Source organism: Phenylobacterium sp., from assembly GCF_030681155.1.
In the GTDB taxonomy this organism is placed as follows: domain Bacteria; phylum Pseudomonadota; class Alphaproteobacteria; order Caulobacterales; family Caulobacteraceae; genus Phenylobacterium.
The window spans coordinates 254,851-270,025 of the sequence record NZ_JAUXXE010000030.1; the positions used below are offsets into that span (position 1 = coordinate 254,851).

Consider the following 15,175-nt stretch of genomic DNA (forward strand, 5'->3'; position numbering starts at 1 on the left):
TGCGGGAGAACACGCCTGATGAGCCTCCGGATTGGTATTGGCCTGGGCCTCATTCCCACGGCGGCCCGACCGGCCGCGACCACGGCGCCGGTGAATGTGGTCAAGCCTTTCTTCGAAGGACCGCTCACCCAGGGGCAGAGCGCCGCCGTCAACCCCGGCTCCTGGACCGGCTTGCCGAGCCCGAATTTCACTTATGCGATCAAGCGCGGGGCGACGACGGTCTCGACCAGCCCGACCTATGTGTGGACCTCCGCCGACGTTGCCGCTGGTGCTGGCGCGATGACTGTCGCCGTGACCGCAACGAACGATGTCGGCCCGACGACCGCGACCAGCGACCCGGTGACGATCGCCGCTCCTCTGCAGCTCGCGGGCTCTCCGCCGGCCGCCAATGTTGGGGCGCCGTATCTGTTCGCTCCGACCCGCACGGGTGGCAACCCGCCCTTCGCGTTCTCCCTCACCGGCACACTTCAAACGGGCCTCACTTTCGAAGGCGAGACGGGCGAGATCTCCGGCACGCCCGTCTCGTCGGGAACGGCTTCGCTGGTCATCGGCGTGACCGACTCCGACGGCCTGACCGCTTCGCTTGGTCCGTTCGATCTAGTCGTGGGAACAGCTTCGTCCGCCAACTTCCCCCGCCTGTTGAACAACACCGCGATCAACGGCTCATCGACCTCCGCCGGCGACAACGACGGCTCGGGCAAGAGCTTCGCCAGCTATCTGGCCGACGACACGCCAGGCTCCACAAAGGCGATCCTGGGGTCGCCGGTCTCGTCCGAAGCCGCGGGCGGTTCGACCGACGTCGCGGTAACGGCGCAGGTCAACGCATCCACCGACAAGAGCGCCACCCGCATCATCCAAACTGATCTGCTGATGGTCTCGGGCGGCTGGAACTCGGCCTCGAACGTCGGCAGCCCTGAGCAGCGTCGCAACTGGCTGAAGAACTCGATCTTGCCGTTGCTCAATGCTGGCGTGACGGCGCAGGGGCGGCTGCTGTCGTGGGCTGGGACCGAATACGGCTGGGGAGGCGTCTCGTTCTTCCGCGAGTATCGGATGTCGCGCCTGATGTGGGCAGATCGCCCCGGCTTCGTCGCCAATTCACTGCGCTACTGGATGGTCGCCCCGCCGCTCGACAGCACAGACACCGCCGCCATCAACAATGGCGAAATCCCGCCGAGCTATCAGGTCGCCGATCGTAGCCACCCGAACGACAAGGGCATCCGCTACCTCGAGCAAGCCTTCGTCCTTCCTTTCCAGAACAGCGTCGAGGCCGGGCTGCCGTTCTTCCCCATGCATCGGTATTTCAGCAACCGCTCGACGGCTCAGACGAACGGCGGAGCGGTCTGCCAGCTCTATTTTTCGGGCAGCCTGAGCGGCTGCTCCCTCGCCTTGGTCAACCTGGATGGCTCGCCCAACACCGACTTCGCGATCAGCTCCAGCGCGGCCGTGACCCGCTCCTCGGCCACGGTGCTGAAGAGGGGCTATTACGACCTGCTGGTGCGCGTCACCCGCGCTGGGCTGATGAAGGAGTATCGAATCGGCCTGGGGATCGGCTCGATCGACCTTTCCAACGACGACGAGATGTTCGTCGACGGAAACACCTGGGCCAGCATCGACAGCGTCGACAATGCTGGCACCTTGGATGCGCCGAGCTATGTGAACGGCACCTCGCGCAACTTCAGAGGCGTTCCAGGCGGGCAGAAGCAGTTCTCGCTCGCGGTTCGCCTGCATCCGGACGCCTCGACAGACGGCCAGATCCTCAACATCTATCACCAGGGCGGCGGTGTGCAGCTCACCCGCCAGGCCGCGGGCGGCATCCGGATCGCCGTCCGCGACGACGCCGGCGCCACGTACGGCCAGTTGACCGGGGGCAGCACGCCGCCCACCGGCCAGGTGAGCAGCGTCAACGGCCGACGCTGGGTGTTCTATAGCGCTAACGTCGAGTCCGGCGTGCTTCGCCACCGACTGATGGTCGTCGACGACGTGACCGGGGCGACCGTCTTCGACAGCGGCGCGGTCGCGGTGAACGCTGCCCGCACCAGCTTCGCTCAGAACCCGCTCGCGAGTTCGGGGCTGACGGGCATCTTCCATGCCCCGTCGCTCGGCACGAGCGGCATCTACAAGGGCAAGATCGCCCGGTTCTGGATCTCCAACAAAGAGGTGGATTGGACCGTTGCGGCCAACGTGGCGACCATGCGGGCCAGTGCTGGGGTCGTGACGGACCTAGGCGCCGCCGCCGGCAATATCGTCGGCGACGGGCGCTCGGTCACCATCACGGCCGGGGCGGCGGGTTCCTATGCCGGCGTGCTCACGCCGTACTTCCTGCTGTCGGGCAATGGCGCCGACTACATGGAAGGCATCAACCACGGCTCGGGCGCCGGGCTGGGCGGCGCTGCGCCCGCCAACGCCGCTTATGTCGGCGGGATCGGCTTCGAGACTGTCGACCGCCGTGACTGGTCGGCTGTCGTGCCGACCCAAGGTCTTGCGATCACGCAATAGAACCTTCGCTCTGAGGAAAGGCTCTGCCATGTCAGACCTGCTTGCCGAACCTGCGTCGTTTGCTTCGAAGATGCTCTCCGCTGTCGCCGGTGACGTCATACGCCTCTCGCCCGGCGTCTACCCGCTGGCCCGCGTGAAGAACGGCCTGCGGGCGGCGCGCGGCGGGGTTATCACCGTCACTGCGGCCGACCCGGCCAGCCCGCCTCGATTCACTGAGGGTTTCAACATGGACGGCTGGGTCGACGTGAACCTCGTCGGCCTCGACTTCGACATCACCAGCGCGAGCGCCAAGCATGCCCAGGCTGTCGTGGTCACTGGTGGCCGCGGCCTGTCGTTCATTGGCGGTCGGATTGTCGGCCGGCGAACGTCGGATGATCGCTGGGGTTACGGCATCGGGGCAGGGGACGTCACCGGCCTGACGATCAAAGGCATGGAGGGTCGTGACCTGCGCCGTGGGTTCATCATCGGTAACTGCAACGATGTTGAGATCCTTGAGAACGACCTGTCCAGCCTAGGAAGCGACGCCATCGACATTGGAAGCTGCGAGCGGGTGATGATCGCGCGCAACCTGTTGAGCGACTTCAACCCGACCGGCTCAGATCATCCGGACGGCATTCAGGTGATGGCGCCGACCGGATCGAAGGTCTGCCGCGACGTCTCAATCGTCGACAATTTGATACGCGCTGGGACGGGCCGACGCCCGCAGGGGATATTCATCAAGGCCGAGAACGGCGAGCGCCACCAGGGCGTGACGGTCGCGCGGAACCTTGTGATCAACGCCGCCTATCACGCTGTCTGCGTCACCGATGCCGACGGCGTGCAGGTTCGCGACAACGAGGCGCTCTTCCAGCAAGGGGCCGAGTCGAAGCCGGACAAGTCGTGGGTACAGGTCGACAACGCCGAGGGGGTCGCTACCGGCAATCGCGCGATGTTGGTCGCGGTGAATACGCCAGCCAGGGGTGAGGGGAACGTCGCGATCCCGCCGGCCACTCAGGCTGAGGTGGACGCTGCAGCGACGAAGTGGGAGGCTAAATTTCGACCTCCCCCGGGCGCGCCGCCTGAAATCCCGGCACCCACGCGTGACGAGCTGCGCGAAATTCTTGGTGGCCGCACGGAGGCGAAGCTGGAGCCGCTAAAGCGGTCGGGTCGTTTGATCGTGAACTTCGCGACACCAGCGCAAGGTGTGGCCGCATTGGCGGCGGTGCTGGCCGTCGGGCCCCTCAACTAGTCAACAAAGATCGCGCCGTAAGCGCCGACACCAGCTAGCGCCAGAGCGAACAGAGCTCGATAGAGCCACGCCATGACGAGGGCTTTGTTCGGCCATTTCACCCGTGTAGGCGCTGACGCTTTCGCGCCTGACTCTAAGCTGATGGTCATAAAGGGCAGCCCCCGCCGCAACTGAACTGATTGCCCGTTCAGTCACCGCAGGTTGCGTGGGCTGTCAAGAGACCAACCGCCGATAGGCGAGTTGGCCGCAGGAGCCTAGGCGGAGAGTTCGTCCCGGCGACGGGACGAGCGGAGCATGGCGCCGACACCGCCGAAGCCGATAATCATCATGGCCCAGGTCTGCGGTTCTGGGGTTGGGCTGAACATCGTCGTGACGTCGATATTGGTCAGATAGGCCGTACCGTATTTGAACTTTACGTTGGCTTCGTAGTTGGTCGTACCCCCCGCGGGGAGAACAATCTTTGGGCCCGGCGTTTGGAGCGTCACCCCATCGGGGGAGTAGACGTCAAAGGTCGCCGAGGCGAAGAACTTAATGAGGGCCCGAGCTTCCTCATCGTAGCTGACCCACAGCGGAAATAGCATGATGTCGATATCGCCGACGCTTGCGTCTACGCGAACGGATCGCCCCCCTTGGGGACCATCCACCACCACGCCGAAAGTCCGAAAGTCATACCCCGATCCAGGGGGATAGTTCGTGATGTCGGCATAGGTAAGCGTTTGACCCAACGCAAATCCATCTAGGTCGACCCGATGGGTAGCTGCTCCAGCGGTGCCGGCAAATAACATTGCGGCGGCGGCGAATGCTGCCGCGATCAGTTGTTTCATCGTGTGCCCCTGCAAAGATAACTCGGTTCATTAACCATCGCCGCTATCTCCGCGCGAGTCCAATCGGCTGCTGGTTGAGTGGTCGATTTCTGAGCCCCGCCCACCACAGCGAGAACCCTGACATGAGGACAGTCGTCCAAGCGCGGGGCCTCGGCTCCGCTGTGCGTGCCCGATCTCGATCAGCCCCACCCCCAGGTCCAGCCCGCCAACAACCCACTGCCAGGCGTGCATCGGCGCGTAGGAGCCACGCCATGTCGAATGATGACTTTCGGTCGGCGCTGGATCGCCGCGAGGAGCGGTGGAGCGCGCAACTCGACCGGCTGTTCGAGCGTGTCGAAGGTCGGCTCGACAAGATGGAAGCCAAGTTCGATCTCCGCATGGACGGCTCCGACAAGGACGTGCAGCGCGAGTTCGGCGAGACCCGCCGCGACCTGGGCGAGATGCGGGACCTGATCGACAAGCAGGGTCGCCGCATCGACAGCATGGAAGATCACCGCGACGCCCAAGTCTCGGCTTCGGCTGAGGGCGCGGCGCGCGGGGCAGGGGAGGCCGCCAGCCGGGCCGCCGCCAATACCGCCAAGGTCACCGCCGCTGAAGTCGCGAAGGGATTCTGGCGCACCTGGCCGGGGAGGATCGTCGCGCTGGGAACCGGCATCGCCGCCTTGGGCGCAGGCATCGATAACCTGCCCAAGGTGATCGTTTGGGTGACTGAGGCCATCCACTACCTGTCCAAGGGAGCGGCGAAATGATCGCGGGCATCTGGAAGGCGCTGATCGCCGCTGCGCCCGTGAAGGTGTGGGCGCAGATCGGCGCGGCCATGGCCTTGACCTTGGTCTTCACCGGCTACGGCGCCGTGATCTGGCTAGGGCCATGGGCCCCCGCCTACCAAGGCCAGCAGATCAACTGGCTCGGCTACGGGATGATGGCGGCGGCTGGCCTTGTGCTGGTCGCCCTAGCCGCGATCACCGGCCTTAACGTCAACGTCCACGGCGGAAAGGACGGCGTCCACGCCTCGATCGACCAGGACGAAGGCCAGCCAATGGCGGTGAAGACGACCGTGGAGACGACGGTCACGCCGGCGAGCCCTGCGGCCGCCGACGCTGGAGAGCTTCCGCCCGAAGCACGGGTGCAACGATGAGGGCCGAAGCGCTCGCAGCGATCGCGCATATCAGGGCCTCAGCCGACACGCTTGAGGCCCTTTTGCTGGTCGATGGTCCCGATGTCGCGCCGGCACCTCCGCAGCCCGTACCAGCCGAGCCCCAGGGCCTACGCGTCCCGGCCAAGTTTTTCGACCATGTCCGGAGCCGCCCACCGCTTGGGCCGACGCTCAGCGCCGAAGAAGTAGCCGGATGCGAGCGGATCCTCGACGCCTGCGTCGCCGCGGCGTTCCCGGTATCCTGGGCTGCCTACACCCTGGCGACCGCAGTTCACGAGACGGCCGGCACGCTGCGCCCGATCCGTGAGTACGGGAAAGGCGCCGGCCGCAAGTACGGCGTGCCCGGTCGGAACAACGGCCAGGTGGCCTATGGGCGCGGCGACGTCCAACTGACCTGGGACGACAACTACGAGCGTGCCGATCGCGAGCTTGGGCTGAACGGCGCATTGATCGCCAACTACGACCTCGCTCTTGATCCAGCCATCTCCGCCAAGGTCATCGTCCGCGGCATGGAGAAGGGCTGGTTCACCGGCAAGAGCCTGGCTGACTATCTGCCGGCCGTCGCCTCCCGCGCCCAATTCACTGCTGCCCGCCGCATCGTCAACGGGACCGACAAGGCCGAACTGATCGCGGGTTACGCCGAGACGTTCCAGGCCGCTCTGCGGGCGGGCGGCTGGCTGTAGGCTCAGCGCTCAGGCGCACTGCAGTAGGACGCACCCTTACCGAAGGCCTGACACTTCCAGCCATCGGGAAATTGGCTCGCGCCCGAAAGCTTTCCGTCGCTGAAGATGAGCGCCAACACGAAGCCAAACAGAATGACCGCGCCGATTCCGTAGAGGGCGCCGCGACCTGTGTTGCTTAGCAGTGGGCCAATCCGGCTCATCTCGTCTTCCATATCGCTGCGTCCAGCGCGACGCGGCGACCTTCTCACCAAACAGCAAGGAGATGTCCATGATCGAGTGGATGGGCGCGCGCACGATTGCGCGAACATGGTGGCCGGCTGTCGTCGGCGCCGTTGTCATCGCCGGCCCGGCGTTCTTGCTCGGCCACTGCTCAGGCGCCGCCCACCAGACCAACAAACAAGTCGCCGGCCAGGTCGGCGCGATCGAGCGGGCAGGGCGGGCAAACGAGACCGCCGCCGGCGAGCGAGCCGCCTCGAACACCAACATCACAGCAGCTCAACAGGAGCGATCCGATGCTATCCAATCTGCGCCTGACCAACGGCCTAGCGCTGGCCGCCTTGCTCGTGCTTGCGTGCAGTTGCGCCAGCAGGGAACCCCGGCTGACCGGCTACCCGCCAATTGCAGACCTTAAGGTTGAGGCCAAGCCGGCGCTGACCGTCGAGGCGCTGGCGAGCGACAACGCCCTGGCTTTGCACGACGACGAGGTAGAAGCCTGGGGCGAGCGGGGGTGGGAGACGGTGGCGCGGATCTGCCGCTGGTCGGTGACGAACGGGGCACCTCTTCCGTTCAGATGCCCCAAGCCCCCGCCTGATAGCTGATGGAGCCGTTCTGGTTCTGGCACTGCTGGGCTGTCGCCGTTGGAGCCGTGATCCTGGCTTGCGGGGCGTTCCTCATAAACACTCGCCAATAGGCGCTACTCGCCCCTCGCTTCGGCGGGGGGCTATTTGCTGTCCGTTGACAGGATATCGCGAGAGGCCGCACCGTTCATCTGAACAGGGAGGCGACTATGGGAGAGGGCTTTATCGAGCTCGAGTTGTCCGCGTACCTGACGGAGGCCCTTTCGGATTTGGAGGAGGGGACGGCTGCTCATGGCATCGCGCTGCAAGTGCTCAACGAAGATGGCACAGAGGGACTTTCGCCGGACCAACTCCGCGTCTGGGAGAAAGTGATCTGGCCGGCCATAGGCGCGGTCCAGCGGCGCCATCAGCGTCACCGCTTGGATGAGTAAAGAACGGCCCTGCCGGTGCTCAACGGCAAAATACTCGGCCTATAGATCGAATATAGTTCGGAAATCAGCTTCAGCTCCGCCACGATCGCGTTGTTGGAGCCTCTGCAGAGTTGGCCCGCTCCCTTCACCGGGGGCGGGCGTTTTGCGTTCGATCTAGTGTTGGCCAAGTGGCGGGAACGGGGTGGTTCCGTCTTGTTCCTGGAGGATGCGTTGAAGTGCCCAAAACTCACACGAGCCGTCGTCTTCCACGGGCACAGTGAATGGGCCGCGACCGGGCACCCGCCACCATTCGGCGGTGTTCAGAGGGGTGAGGCCGGCCAGCGGTTCGGCGCCAAGAGCTTTGAGTTTCTTCTCCCACTGGGGCCGTGGAAGAAACTTCAGTCCGATCAACTAAGCGCAGGCCGCCGCAGCGAACTCTAGGACGCCAGGTTCAACAGCGCGGATTGGCTCAGGGAGGTGGGAAGACACGCGGCGGCGCGCGTCCTGTTGGTTGAAGGCTTCCAGGCGATGAGCCTTCACGGCGCATCCGAGCATGTCGGATAGGATGGCCTCAAGAGCTGGTTGGATGTCTGCTATTACCCGCGCCGGGTCACGATGCGAGAGAACCAAACCGGGAACTTCATTGCTCCGCACCCGCAGGCCGCCGTCTTCTCGGCGCTGAATCTCGACGGTGATTTTGAAGTTTGCGCTGTCCACGTTCCACATCTGCCAACTAGCCCCCCTCGTTAGCTCGCTAATCTCTGCCATTCAGAGGTTAACAGAGTCAACGTCGCCCGAGGGTTTCGCCGCTAAATCTCGGCATTATTCATCCATGGTTCAAGGCGTCTGGTGGAACATATTTCCGCTTGCGGCCTTGGCGCCGTGGGCGAATTGTCCCTTTGGGGGAGAAACCGGGTTTAGACCCGTTAAGTTCCACGCGGTTCCATTGATGCGCTCTCTCAGACCCTGGCGGGACTTCGTGGGGTCTATAGGTCCGCCGCATCTATTAGGACCGAGCCGTTCTGCTCCACCGCACCTTTGGAGTGCTTGGCGTCGGCGAGGGCGGCGAAGTGCGCCCTGTTGTTGTGGAAGCCGCCGGCGATCTGAGCGGCGGCGCGCGACACGACGACGATCACCGGGGAGCCGTTCCCGAGCATCCGAAAGCGGTAGGCGTCGCTCTCGTTCGCCTTTTCCTTCATGTCGATCAGCGCCATTCGCAGCCCTCACTTTTCGGAGCGGCGCTTGTGCTTCGATTCTGGTGTCCGCGGGACGTCAGCTCAGGGTTTCACCTGATGGAGGGCGCGGCACTGCGCAGTAGCATAGTCGAGCTGCTTTGACTTCGGGGGGGTCGCCATGTTGCGCGTCTTGGTCATCGATCGTCATCCCATTGTGCGGCAGGGGATAAGAAGGCTCTCAGAACGTTGCCCAGAGTGGGAAATATGCGGCGAGATTGATGGCGTCGATGCATTGCAATCGAGCCCCTATGTTTCGTCCGACGTCGCCATCCTAGATCCCTCTCAAATGCAGACTGGCTCGGGTCTCGCCGAACCGCTGGGCCTACTTGGCGGCGCCCGCACGATTATTTTCACCGCGCGCGTAGATCTCCGAGGCATTCAGGGGGGGCTAGGGGCGGGCGCGCTCGGGTACATTCTGAAAACTGAAGCCGTGGAAAATCTGAATGCCGCGATCCATGCGGTCGGAATGGGGCGTCAGTATTTTTCGGCGGAGGTTTCACAGCTTCTTCCGCTCGTAGCCGGTTGGGGCGGAGAGAGACTGACGGCCGAACAACGCTACACGCCGCGAGAGCTTGAGATTACCACGCTGGTCGCGGAGGGCCTCTCTAACAAGCGGATTGCGTTGAGGTTGGAGCTAAGCCCCAAGACCGTTGAAAGCCATCGTGCCAGCGCGATGCGGAAAATTGGCGCACATACTACAGTTGAGCTGATCCGGATGGCCATCACACGGAATCTGATTCCGGGATGAGCGTTCGATTGGATGGTCCGTGCGCAGCGAAGGGAATGCGATGCGGGACCCGATGACGGCTGAACGCGAGATGGCGCGCGAGCGAGAGCTGAGAGATGTCGAGCGCACGATGATCAGCATTGTGCAGACATCGATCTCGATGATTGGCTTCGGATTCACCATTCACGCCTTTCTGGCCAACGTCGCGGTCTCGCCTAGCGGCGCGCTCGGCGTGGACCTCGACCAGGTGGCGCGCCGGATCGGCCTGGCCCTTCTGAGCCTTGGGCTGATCAATCTGTCGTGGGGGATGTTCAATCAGTTTGGGCAGCTAGGCGTCATCCGCCAACGGTATGCGGGCCTTGCTTTGTCCCGGAAGGCCTACAGCCCAACTCCGACCTTCGTCGTCGCGGGCCTGCTGTTTACGATCGGCATCTGCGCCTTTCTGGGGATGGTGTTCCAGGCCATCGGTTAGGGCGGTCAGCGGCTAGACCCCGCCAATCGAGGTTCGACGGGGCCCGCGCTGAGCCGAACTCTGGCGTTTGTCCCCCGTCCGCTGGGGGGCGGTGCGCGGCGACTTTTCCAAAACACCGAAGCGTCACTGTAGTTCCCGCTCCATGCGCAGGGTTTCGCTAGACCCGCGTTTTTGCGGTATTGCCCCGACGTTCACGGGCGCTAGTCTGCCCCTACGGCCTGAGTGATCGCGCGGTCGCCCAAGTCTAGCCCTGCTGCTTTATCCCGGACCCTGAGGCTCCGGGCGCTCATTCTTTCGATTTCCCGCTGCGTTCGGAACGGCTCCGAATTGCGCTCGTTAAGGCCTGGCTTGGGCATTCGCCCATGCAAGTCAGAACCGTCCCCCGAAGGCCCCGCTCTTGATCCCCTGGGGCGGGGCCAGGGGGCAGGTGAGGCTGATCCCAGACCATGGCATTGACCGCCCCACGCTTGATGCGGCGGCGGCTAGGCTGCAATCCTCCTAGACGCGAGAAGGGCACCGTCGTTTCCAGGATGTCCTACGGAGTCTGAATGGAACTTGATCTGGTGCTAGTTTCGGAATGGACCACGGAAAGGTCAGAAGACGCCTTGCACGTAGCGCTCGTCTTTAAGACTGCCGATGGCGAAGAGGTGGCTGTCGCGCTGCCGGCTGAGACCGCGATAGCGCTCGGCGAGGAACTGGCTGAGCAGGGTCTCCGCCAGATCGCCGGCCGCGGCGCACTAAACTAAGGAACCGACTACGATGGCCATGAAACCGCGCGAGCCGGATATTCTTGCCGTTGGCGCCCTACACAACGTGGAGTTCTGGCGGTCGCATGGGGACGTCGAGCGCGTGGAAGTCCTCCGGCGCGACGTTGACGTTGATGGCCCGACAATAGAGCTGGCGATTTGGTTGCGCCCGGGCGCCGCCGATGAGCCGTTTGACCCGCCGATCCTGGCGGACGAACCGCCCCCTCGCGAGCACGATCTCTATCTTGGCGCCGAGGAGATCTGTGAGGGAGCTTGGTTCTGGGATCGGGTCCAAGGTCTCGAGCACTACATCTTCATGCAGGACTTCGATCCGGAGTGGTGGGGCGTTCAGCTCTGGCTCCAGGATCCCGACGTGCTCAAGCCTGCGGATTGACGACGTCGCGGCGGCGCCGCAGCGTCGCCGTCATGTGCAATCTATATTCAATGACCAAGGGCCAGGCGGCCATCGTCGCACTGACCCGGGCGATGAACGACCGCACGGGCAATCTACCGCCGCTTCCGGGCATCTTCCCCGACTACGCTGCGCCGATCGTGCGCAATGGGCTGGACGGCGAGCGCGAACTGGTCATGGCGCGCTGGGGCATGCCAAGTTCAAAGAAGGCTCTGTTCGACGCCGCGTCAAAGCGGGCGGACAAGCTGCGGGCGAAGGGCAGGGACGTCGACTTCGACGAGCTGCTGCGCCTAGAGCCTGACAGCGGCACGACCAACGTCCGGAACACCAAGAGCGCCCATTGGAAGCCCTGGCTTGGCACGGATAGCCGCTGCCTCGTGCCCTTCACCAGCTTCAGCGAGTTCAATCGAGATGAGGGTGGCGACATCTGGTTCGCCGCGTCCGAAGAACGGCCGCTCGCGCTATTCGCCGGCATCTGGACGTCCTGGACCTGCGTTCGGAAGGTGAAGACCGGCGTCGAGACCTGCGATCTGTTCGCCTTCCTCACGACCGAGCCCAACACAGAGGTCGGCCGCGTCCATCCCAAGGCGATGCCGGTGATCCTGACCTCGGTCGAAGAGGCGGACGTGTGGATGCGGGCACCCTGGGAAGAGGCCCAAGAGCTGCAGCGGCCATTGTCGGATGAGAGCCTGCAGGTCGTAGCGCGCGGCGTGAAGAAGGATGAAGCCGGGATGCTGCCGGCCGGGTAGGTTCGCTCAGCGAAGCGGGGAGCGGCTATGCATCGGCGGCTATTCAGGGCCTGGCTGTTTTTTGCCCTGCCAGGCACATTGGCGATTGTCTTTTTCGGCCATCACCTGCCGATCCCGCGGCTTTGGGATGTCTGGACTGTCGTGGTTGTGGTCGTCGGCGGCTATGTGATGTTCATCCAGAAGGACAAACCACCAGAAGTCGACAGTGGTGATCACGGGCCTAGCTCGGGCTAGCCCAACGACGCGTGGTCAGCTCTTCGCCTAGGAACTTCTCGTGGGCCGATGCCCAGCCGAAGATGTCGCCCTTGTGGATGTAGTTGTTGCACACGTCTAAATTCCCGTCCGGAGGAGGCCGGCGCCGACGACGATCAGGGTCGAACCAAACAAGAATCCTAGTCCGCAAAACAGCAAAGTGAGAACTTCGAGGACGGCGGCGGTAGCGGTATGAGCTTCGTTCGCGGGGAATATCTGGATAGGTCTTCCCGCCATCCTCGACATGATCGCACTGCCAGATTTGTAGAGAAACCATCCGGTCGGAATGACCAGGAAAAGCGTGATCAACACCAGGACGAAAAGGGCCGCGCCTTCTTCAGTCATGTCCCGGGAAATGTTTGGCGCGACGGCCACGAGCGGCGCGATTCCGAAGTTCATGTGACCCTTCTGGACTAGCTTAACCTTGGCGCCGGATCTCGCTCAACTCCAGGCTTACATCTGCCTCGCCGACTTGATCAGATACGCTCCTGCCAGGGCCAATGCTGCCCCAACGCCGATGGTCGCCCAGAGTACGACTGAGACGTGAGCCGGCAGCTCGAATAAGGGGCCGTGGCTCCGGGGCACCGACATGTAGAATACCGTCGCGGCTGGCCCGGCAATGGGAATGCCGATGCCGACCAAAGCAAATCCCTGGGCCCGACGTCGTTGCGATGGCGTCAGCTTCATCCCGGGAGCTTGGCTCTAAACGTGGCGGACGGCCATACCTAGATCCAGACCTCAGCGTCATCGCTATCCGACGGGAGGCTCTTGGCGCGAAGCCGCTTTTGCCCGCTTGTTTTCGCGCAACATGATGACCGCGCCAGTTCCCATAAGCACGAGTTGAACTATCTGCCAGAACAAGCCGAGCCGGCCACCCAAGCTTACCAAGGAGAGCGCCGTAGCGGGGATGTAGAGCGCCACCATCATTAGGATGCGACTTCGGCGGAAACGCAGGCGCGGTTGTTGGCTCATGTTGCCAAGCTAGATGCGTGGTCGATTGAGGCGCAAGACCGCAGTGGCTTCCCTATATCCAGACCTCAGCCTTCCCGACCTGATGGCACTTGCTGCAGCGGAGCCGGCGGCGGACGTCGAAGGGCGTAGCGTCGGCCCCGAAGAGGGTGATGGCGTCCCGCTGGGAGAAGCGGCCCTCATGCCCGCAGGGGCATTTCGTCTTTAGGATGGTGTCGTAGGACATCATGCTCCTGAGGGTTTCGTACTTGGTCATTGGGATGCGGCCAGCAGCTCAGGCAGCCGGCAGAACCCACGGGCCAGTCGGCGCGCTTCGTCCGCCGACAGTCGATCGGGGTTGGTCCCGACGAGATCCCGCGAATAGCAAAACCAGACCATCGCGGCGCCAGTGGCGTCTTTGACGACCCAGGACGATCCGGTGTCTTCGGTCGTCCAGGGCGGCGTGAATCGGCGGCTCATGAGGGGTTTGCGGGGGCATGTTGGATCCGGGAACAGAGCCGGAACATTATCCGGGACTATTCCGGGACTTCCAGTCCGATCCGTCCCGGAGTTTTCCCGTTTGTTCCCATTTTCTCTTCACGAGGGATATTGCGCGAACCCTTGGAAATCCTCATAAGCAGCGCCGGGCCGGCTTAGCTCAGCTGGTAGAGCAGCGGTTTTGTAAACCGAAGGTCACGGGTTCGATTCCTGTAGCCGGCACCATGAAAGCCCACCCAATAGCTATCGCGCCGGCAGGGCGTAGGCGATCACGGCGTCGCCGATCGGGGTCTCCATGAAGTGGTGGCCGCCGGCCATGATCGCGACGTACTGACGGCCATTGACCTCATAGGTCATCGGCGTGGCCTGTCCGCCAGCGGGCAGCACGTCCTTCCAGACGGTCTTGCCCGTCTTCAGATCGATCGCGCGGATCAGGTTGTCGGTGGCTGCGGCGATGAAGACGAGGCCTCCGGCCGTCACCACCGCGCCGCCGTTGTTCGGCGTGCCGATCTCGATGGGCAGCATTGAGGGGATGCCGAACGGGCCATTGGTCCGCGCCGAGCCGAACGGGCGGTCCCACAGGGTCTTTCCGGTCTTCAGATCGATGGCGCGGATGCCGCCGTAGGGCGGTTCCTTGCAAAGCAGACCGGTGACCGGCAGGCGCCAACCGGCGTTGACGTCGATGGCGTAGGGCGTGCCGGCTTGGGGATCGCCGGCGCCCTCGGCCCCGCTACCCAGGCTGCCGCCTCGCGCCTCGCTGCGCGGCGCCCAGCCCTTGGCGTCGGCCTCGGCGCGCGGGACCAGGCGGTTATAGTTGGGCATGTCGTTGTAGTTGGCGACGATCACGCCGCGTCGGGCGTCGACCGCCACGCCGCCCCAATCGGACCCGCCATTGTAGCCGGGATACTCGATATAGCGGCGGTCAGCGGTAGGGGCGGTGTAGAAGCCGTCGTACTTTGCGCGCTGGAACTGGATGCGGCAGACCATCTGGTCGATCGGCGACATCCCCCACATCGAGCGTTCGGTCAGGTCGGCCTTGCGCAGGGTGTGATAGCGCGAGAACGGCTGGGTAGGAGAGCGTTCGGAGGGCTCGACGCCGCCGGTGGGAACCTTACGCTCCTCGACGCCGGTGAGCGGCCGGCCCGTTCTACGGTCCAGCACATAGATATCGCCTTGCTTGCTCGGCAGGACGATCGCAGGGACCGGGCCAGCCGCGGTCGGGAAGTCCACCAGCGTGCCTTGCGAACCGAGGTCGTAGTCCCAGACGTCATTGTGCACAGTCTGGAACTTCCAGACCGGCTGGCCGGTCGTCACGTCCAGGGCGACCAGCGAGGTGGAGTGAGCGCGCTCAAGCGGCGAACGGCTGCTGCTCCAGTAATCGGCGGCGGAATTGCCGAGCGGCAGGTAGACAAGGCCAAGAGCCTCGTCGCCCGAGGCTGTCGTCCACATGTTGGGCGTTCCGCGCGTGTAGATCTCGCCGGGCGGCGGGGCGGTGTTGCGGTCGGGTCGCGCCAGGTCCCAGGCCCAGCGCTGCTCTCCAGT

At 63.9% G+C, this 15,175-nt stretch carries 19 protein-coding genes, 1 tRNA gene and 1 pseudogene; 13 read left to right on the forward strand and 8 right to left on the reverse strand.

Annotated features, from left to right (window positions below):
- Positions 1-18 precede the first annotated feature (18 nt).
- Positions 19-2,496 carry a putative Ig domain-containing protein gene (locus Q8M13_RS07670; protein WP_305299192.1) on the forward strand — a complete coding sequence of 826 codons (2,478 nt, stop codon included), beginning with the start codon at positions 19-21 and terminating at the stop codon, positions 2,494-2,496.
- Positions 2,497-2,524: 28 nt separating this feature from the next.
- Complete coding sequence (locus tag Q8M13_RS07675; RefSeq protein WP_305299193.1) at positions 2,525-3,724, forward strand: right-handed parallel beta-helix repeat-containing protein; 1,200 nt, start codon at positions 2,525-2,527, stop codon at positions 3,722-3,724.
- A 254-nt stretch (positions 3,725-3,978) separates the two neighbouring features.
- Here Q8M13_RS07675 and Q8M13_RS20985 read toward each other — a convergent pair.
- Positions 3,979-4,083 (reverse strand): annotated as a pseudogene (locus Q8M13_RS20985) (PEPxxWA-CTERM sorting domain-containing protein); the annotation flags it as partial.
- A 716-nt stretch (positions 4,084-4,799) separates the two neighbouring features.
- Between Q8M13_RS20985 and Q8M13_RS07685 the strand changes: the two are divergent.
- The 3 genes from Q8M13_RS07685 to Q8M13_RS07695 are packed head-to-tail and all read left to right on the forward strand — an operon-like array spanning position 4,800 to position 6,387.
- On the forward strand, positions 4,800-5,297 hold the full coding sequence (locus Q8M13_RS07685; RefSeq protein WP_305299195.1) for a hypothetical protein: 498 nt from the start codon (positions 4,800-4,802) through the stop codon (positions 5,295-5,297).
- Positions 5,294-5,686, forward strand: coding sequence for a hypothetical protein (locus tag Q8M13_RS07690; protein WP_305299196.1), 393 nt, complete (start codon positions 5,294-5,296; stop codon positions 5,684-5,686). Before Q8M13_RS07685 ends, Q8M13_RS07690 begins: the two co-directional genes overlap by 4 nt.
- Entirely contained in the window at positions 5,683-6,387 is a 705-nt protein-coding gene (locus Q8M13_RS07695; RefSeq protein WP_305299197.1) for a hypothetical protein, read from the forward strand. Before Q8M13_RS07690 ends, Q8M13_RS07695 begins: the two co-directional genes overlap by 4 nt.
- A gap of 2 nt (positions 6,388-6,389) precedes the next feature.
- On the opposite strand, the gene Q8M13_RS07700 is transcribed toward Q8M13_RS07695, so the two are convergent.
- Positions 6,390-6,587, reverse strand: coding sequence for a hypothetical protein (locus tag Q8M13_RS07700; RefSeq protein WP_305299198.1), 198 nt, complete (start codon positions 6,585-6,587; stop codon positions 6,390-6,392).
- A 312-nt stretch (positions 6,588-6,899) separates the two neighbouring features.
- On the opposite strand from Q8M13_RS07700, the gene Q8M13_RS07705 reads away from it, so the two are divergent.
- Together Q8M13_RS07705 and Q8M13_RS07710 are read left to right on the forward strand one after the other, a co-directional pair.
- Positions 6,900-7,205 (forward strand): hypothetical protein, encoded by a 306-nt coding sequence (locus tag Q8M13_RS07705; RefSeq protein WP_305299199.1) that lies wholly within the window; start codon positions 6,900-6,902, stop codon positions 7,203-7,205.
- Between the two features lie 188 nt (positions 7,206-7,393).
- Positions 7,394-7,615 (forward strand): hypothetical protein, encoded by a 222-nt coding sequence (locus Q8M13_RS07710; protein WP_305299200.1) that lies wholly within the window; start codon positions 7,394-7,396, stop codon positions 7,613-7,615.
- Positions 7,616-8,580: 965 nt separating this feature from the next.
- Here Q8M13_RS07710 and Q8M13_RS07715 read toward each other — a convergent pair.
- The gene (locus Q8M13_RS07715; RefSeq protein WP_305299201.1) at positions 8,581-8,808 is read right to left on the reverse strand and encodes a hypothetical protein; all 228 of its coding nucleotides are present in this window, start codon (positions 8,806-8,808) and stop codon (positions 8,581-8,583) included.
- A 139-nt stretch (positions 8,809-8,947) separates the two neighbouring features.
- On the opposite strand from Q8M13_RS07715, the gene Q8M13_RS07720 reads away from it, so the two are divergent.
- The 5 genes from Q8M13_RS07720 (at position 8,948) to Q8M13_RS07740 (ending at position 11,935) form a co-directional block, all read left to right on the forward strand.
- Positions 8,948-9,577: a response regulator transcription factor gene (locus Q8M13_RS07720; protein ID WP_305299202.1), complete on the forward strand. Its 630-nt coding sequence runs from the start codon at positions 8,948-8,950 to the stop codon at positions 9,575-9,577.
- A gap of 19 nt (positions 9,578-9,596) precedes the next feature.
- On the forward strand, positions 9,597-10,028 hold the full coding sequence (locus tag Q8M13_RS07725) for a DUF202 domain-containing protein (RefSeq protein WP_305299203.1): 432 nt from the start codon (positions 9,597-9,599) through the stop codon (positions 10,026-10,028).
- Between the two features lie 548 nt (positions 10,029-10,576).
- Positions 10,577-10,774: a hypothetical protein gene (locus tag Q8M13_RS07730; protein ID WP_305299204.1), complete on the forward strand. Its 198-nt coding sequence runs from the start codon at positions 10,577-10,579 to the stop codon at positions 10,772-10,774.
- Positions 10,775-10,793: 19 nt separating this feature from the next.
- Complete coding sequence (locus Q8M13_RS07735) at positions 10,794-11,168, forward strand: hypothetical protein (RefSeq protein ID WP_305299205.1); 375 nt, start codon at positions 10,794-10,796, stop codon at positions 11,166-11,168.
- 32 nt (positions 11,169-11,200) lie between these two features.
- Complete coding sequence (locus tag Q8M13_RS07740; RefSeq protein WP_305299206.1) at positions 11,201-11,935, forward strand: SOS response-associated peptidase; 735 nt, start codon at positions 11,201-11,203, stop codon at positions 11,933-11,935.
- A gap of 39 nt (positions 11,936-11,974) precedes the next feature.
- Here the strand turns inward: Q8M13_RS07740 and Q8M13_RS07745 are convergent, their stop codons facing one another.
- The 4 genes from Q8M13_RS07745 to Q8M13_RS07760 all read right to left on the reverse strand — a co-directional run bounded on the left by Q8M13_RS07745 (position 11,975) and on the right by Q8M13_RS07760 (position 13,615).
- On the reverse strand, positions 11,975-12,151 hold the full coding sequence (locus tag Q8M13_RS07745) for a hypothetical protein (protein WP_305299207.1): 177 nt from the start codon (positions 12,149-12,151) through the stop codon (positions 11,975-11,977).
- Between the two features lie 114 nt (positions 12,152-12,265).
- Positions 12,266-12,586, reverse strand: a complete 321-nt coding sequence (locus tag Q8M13_RS07750) for a hypothetical protein (protein ID WP_305299208.1) — start codon at positions 12,584-12,586, stop codon at positions 12,266-12,268.
- A 625-nt stretch (positions 12,587-13,211) separates the two neighbouring features.
- Complete coding sequence (locus Q8M13_RS07755) at positions 13,212-13,412, reverse strand: hypothetical protein (protein WP_305299209.1); 201 nt, start codon at positions 13,410-13,412, stop codon at positions 13,212-13,214.
- Positions 13,409-13,615 (reverse strand): hypothetical protein, encoded by a 207-nt coding sequence (locus Q8M13_RS07760; protein WP_305299210.1) that lies wholly within the window; start codon positions 13,613-13,615, stop codon positions 13,409-13,411. Before Q8M13_RS07760 ends, Q8M13_RS07755 begins: the two co-directional genes overlap by 4 nt.
- A gap of 167 nt (positions 13,616-13,782) precedes the next feature.
- Between Q8M13_RS07760 and Q8M13_RS07765 the strand changes: the two genes are divergently transcribed.
- A tRNA-Thr gene (locus Q8M13_RS07765) sits at positions 13,783-13,858 on the forward strand.
- A gap of 18 nt (positions 13,859-13,876) precedes the next feature.
- Here Q8M13_RS07765 and Q8M13_RS07770 read toward each other — a convergent pair.
- A partial coding sequence (locus tag Q8M13_RS07770; protein WP_305299211.1) for a PQQ-binding-like beta-propeller repeat protein occupies positions 13,877-15,175 on the reverse strand: 1,299 nt, incomplete at its 5' end.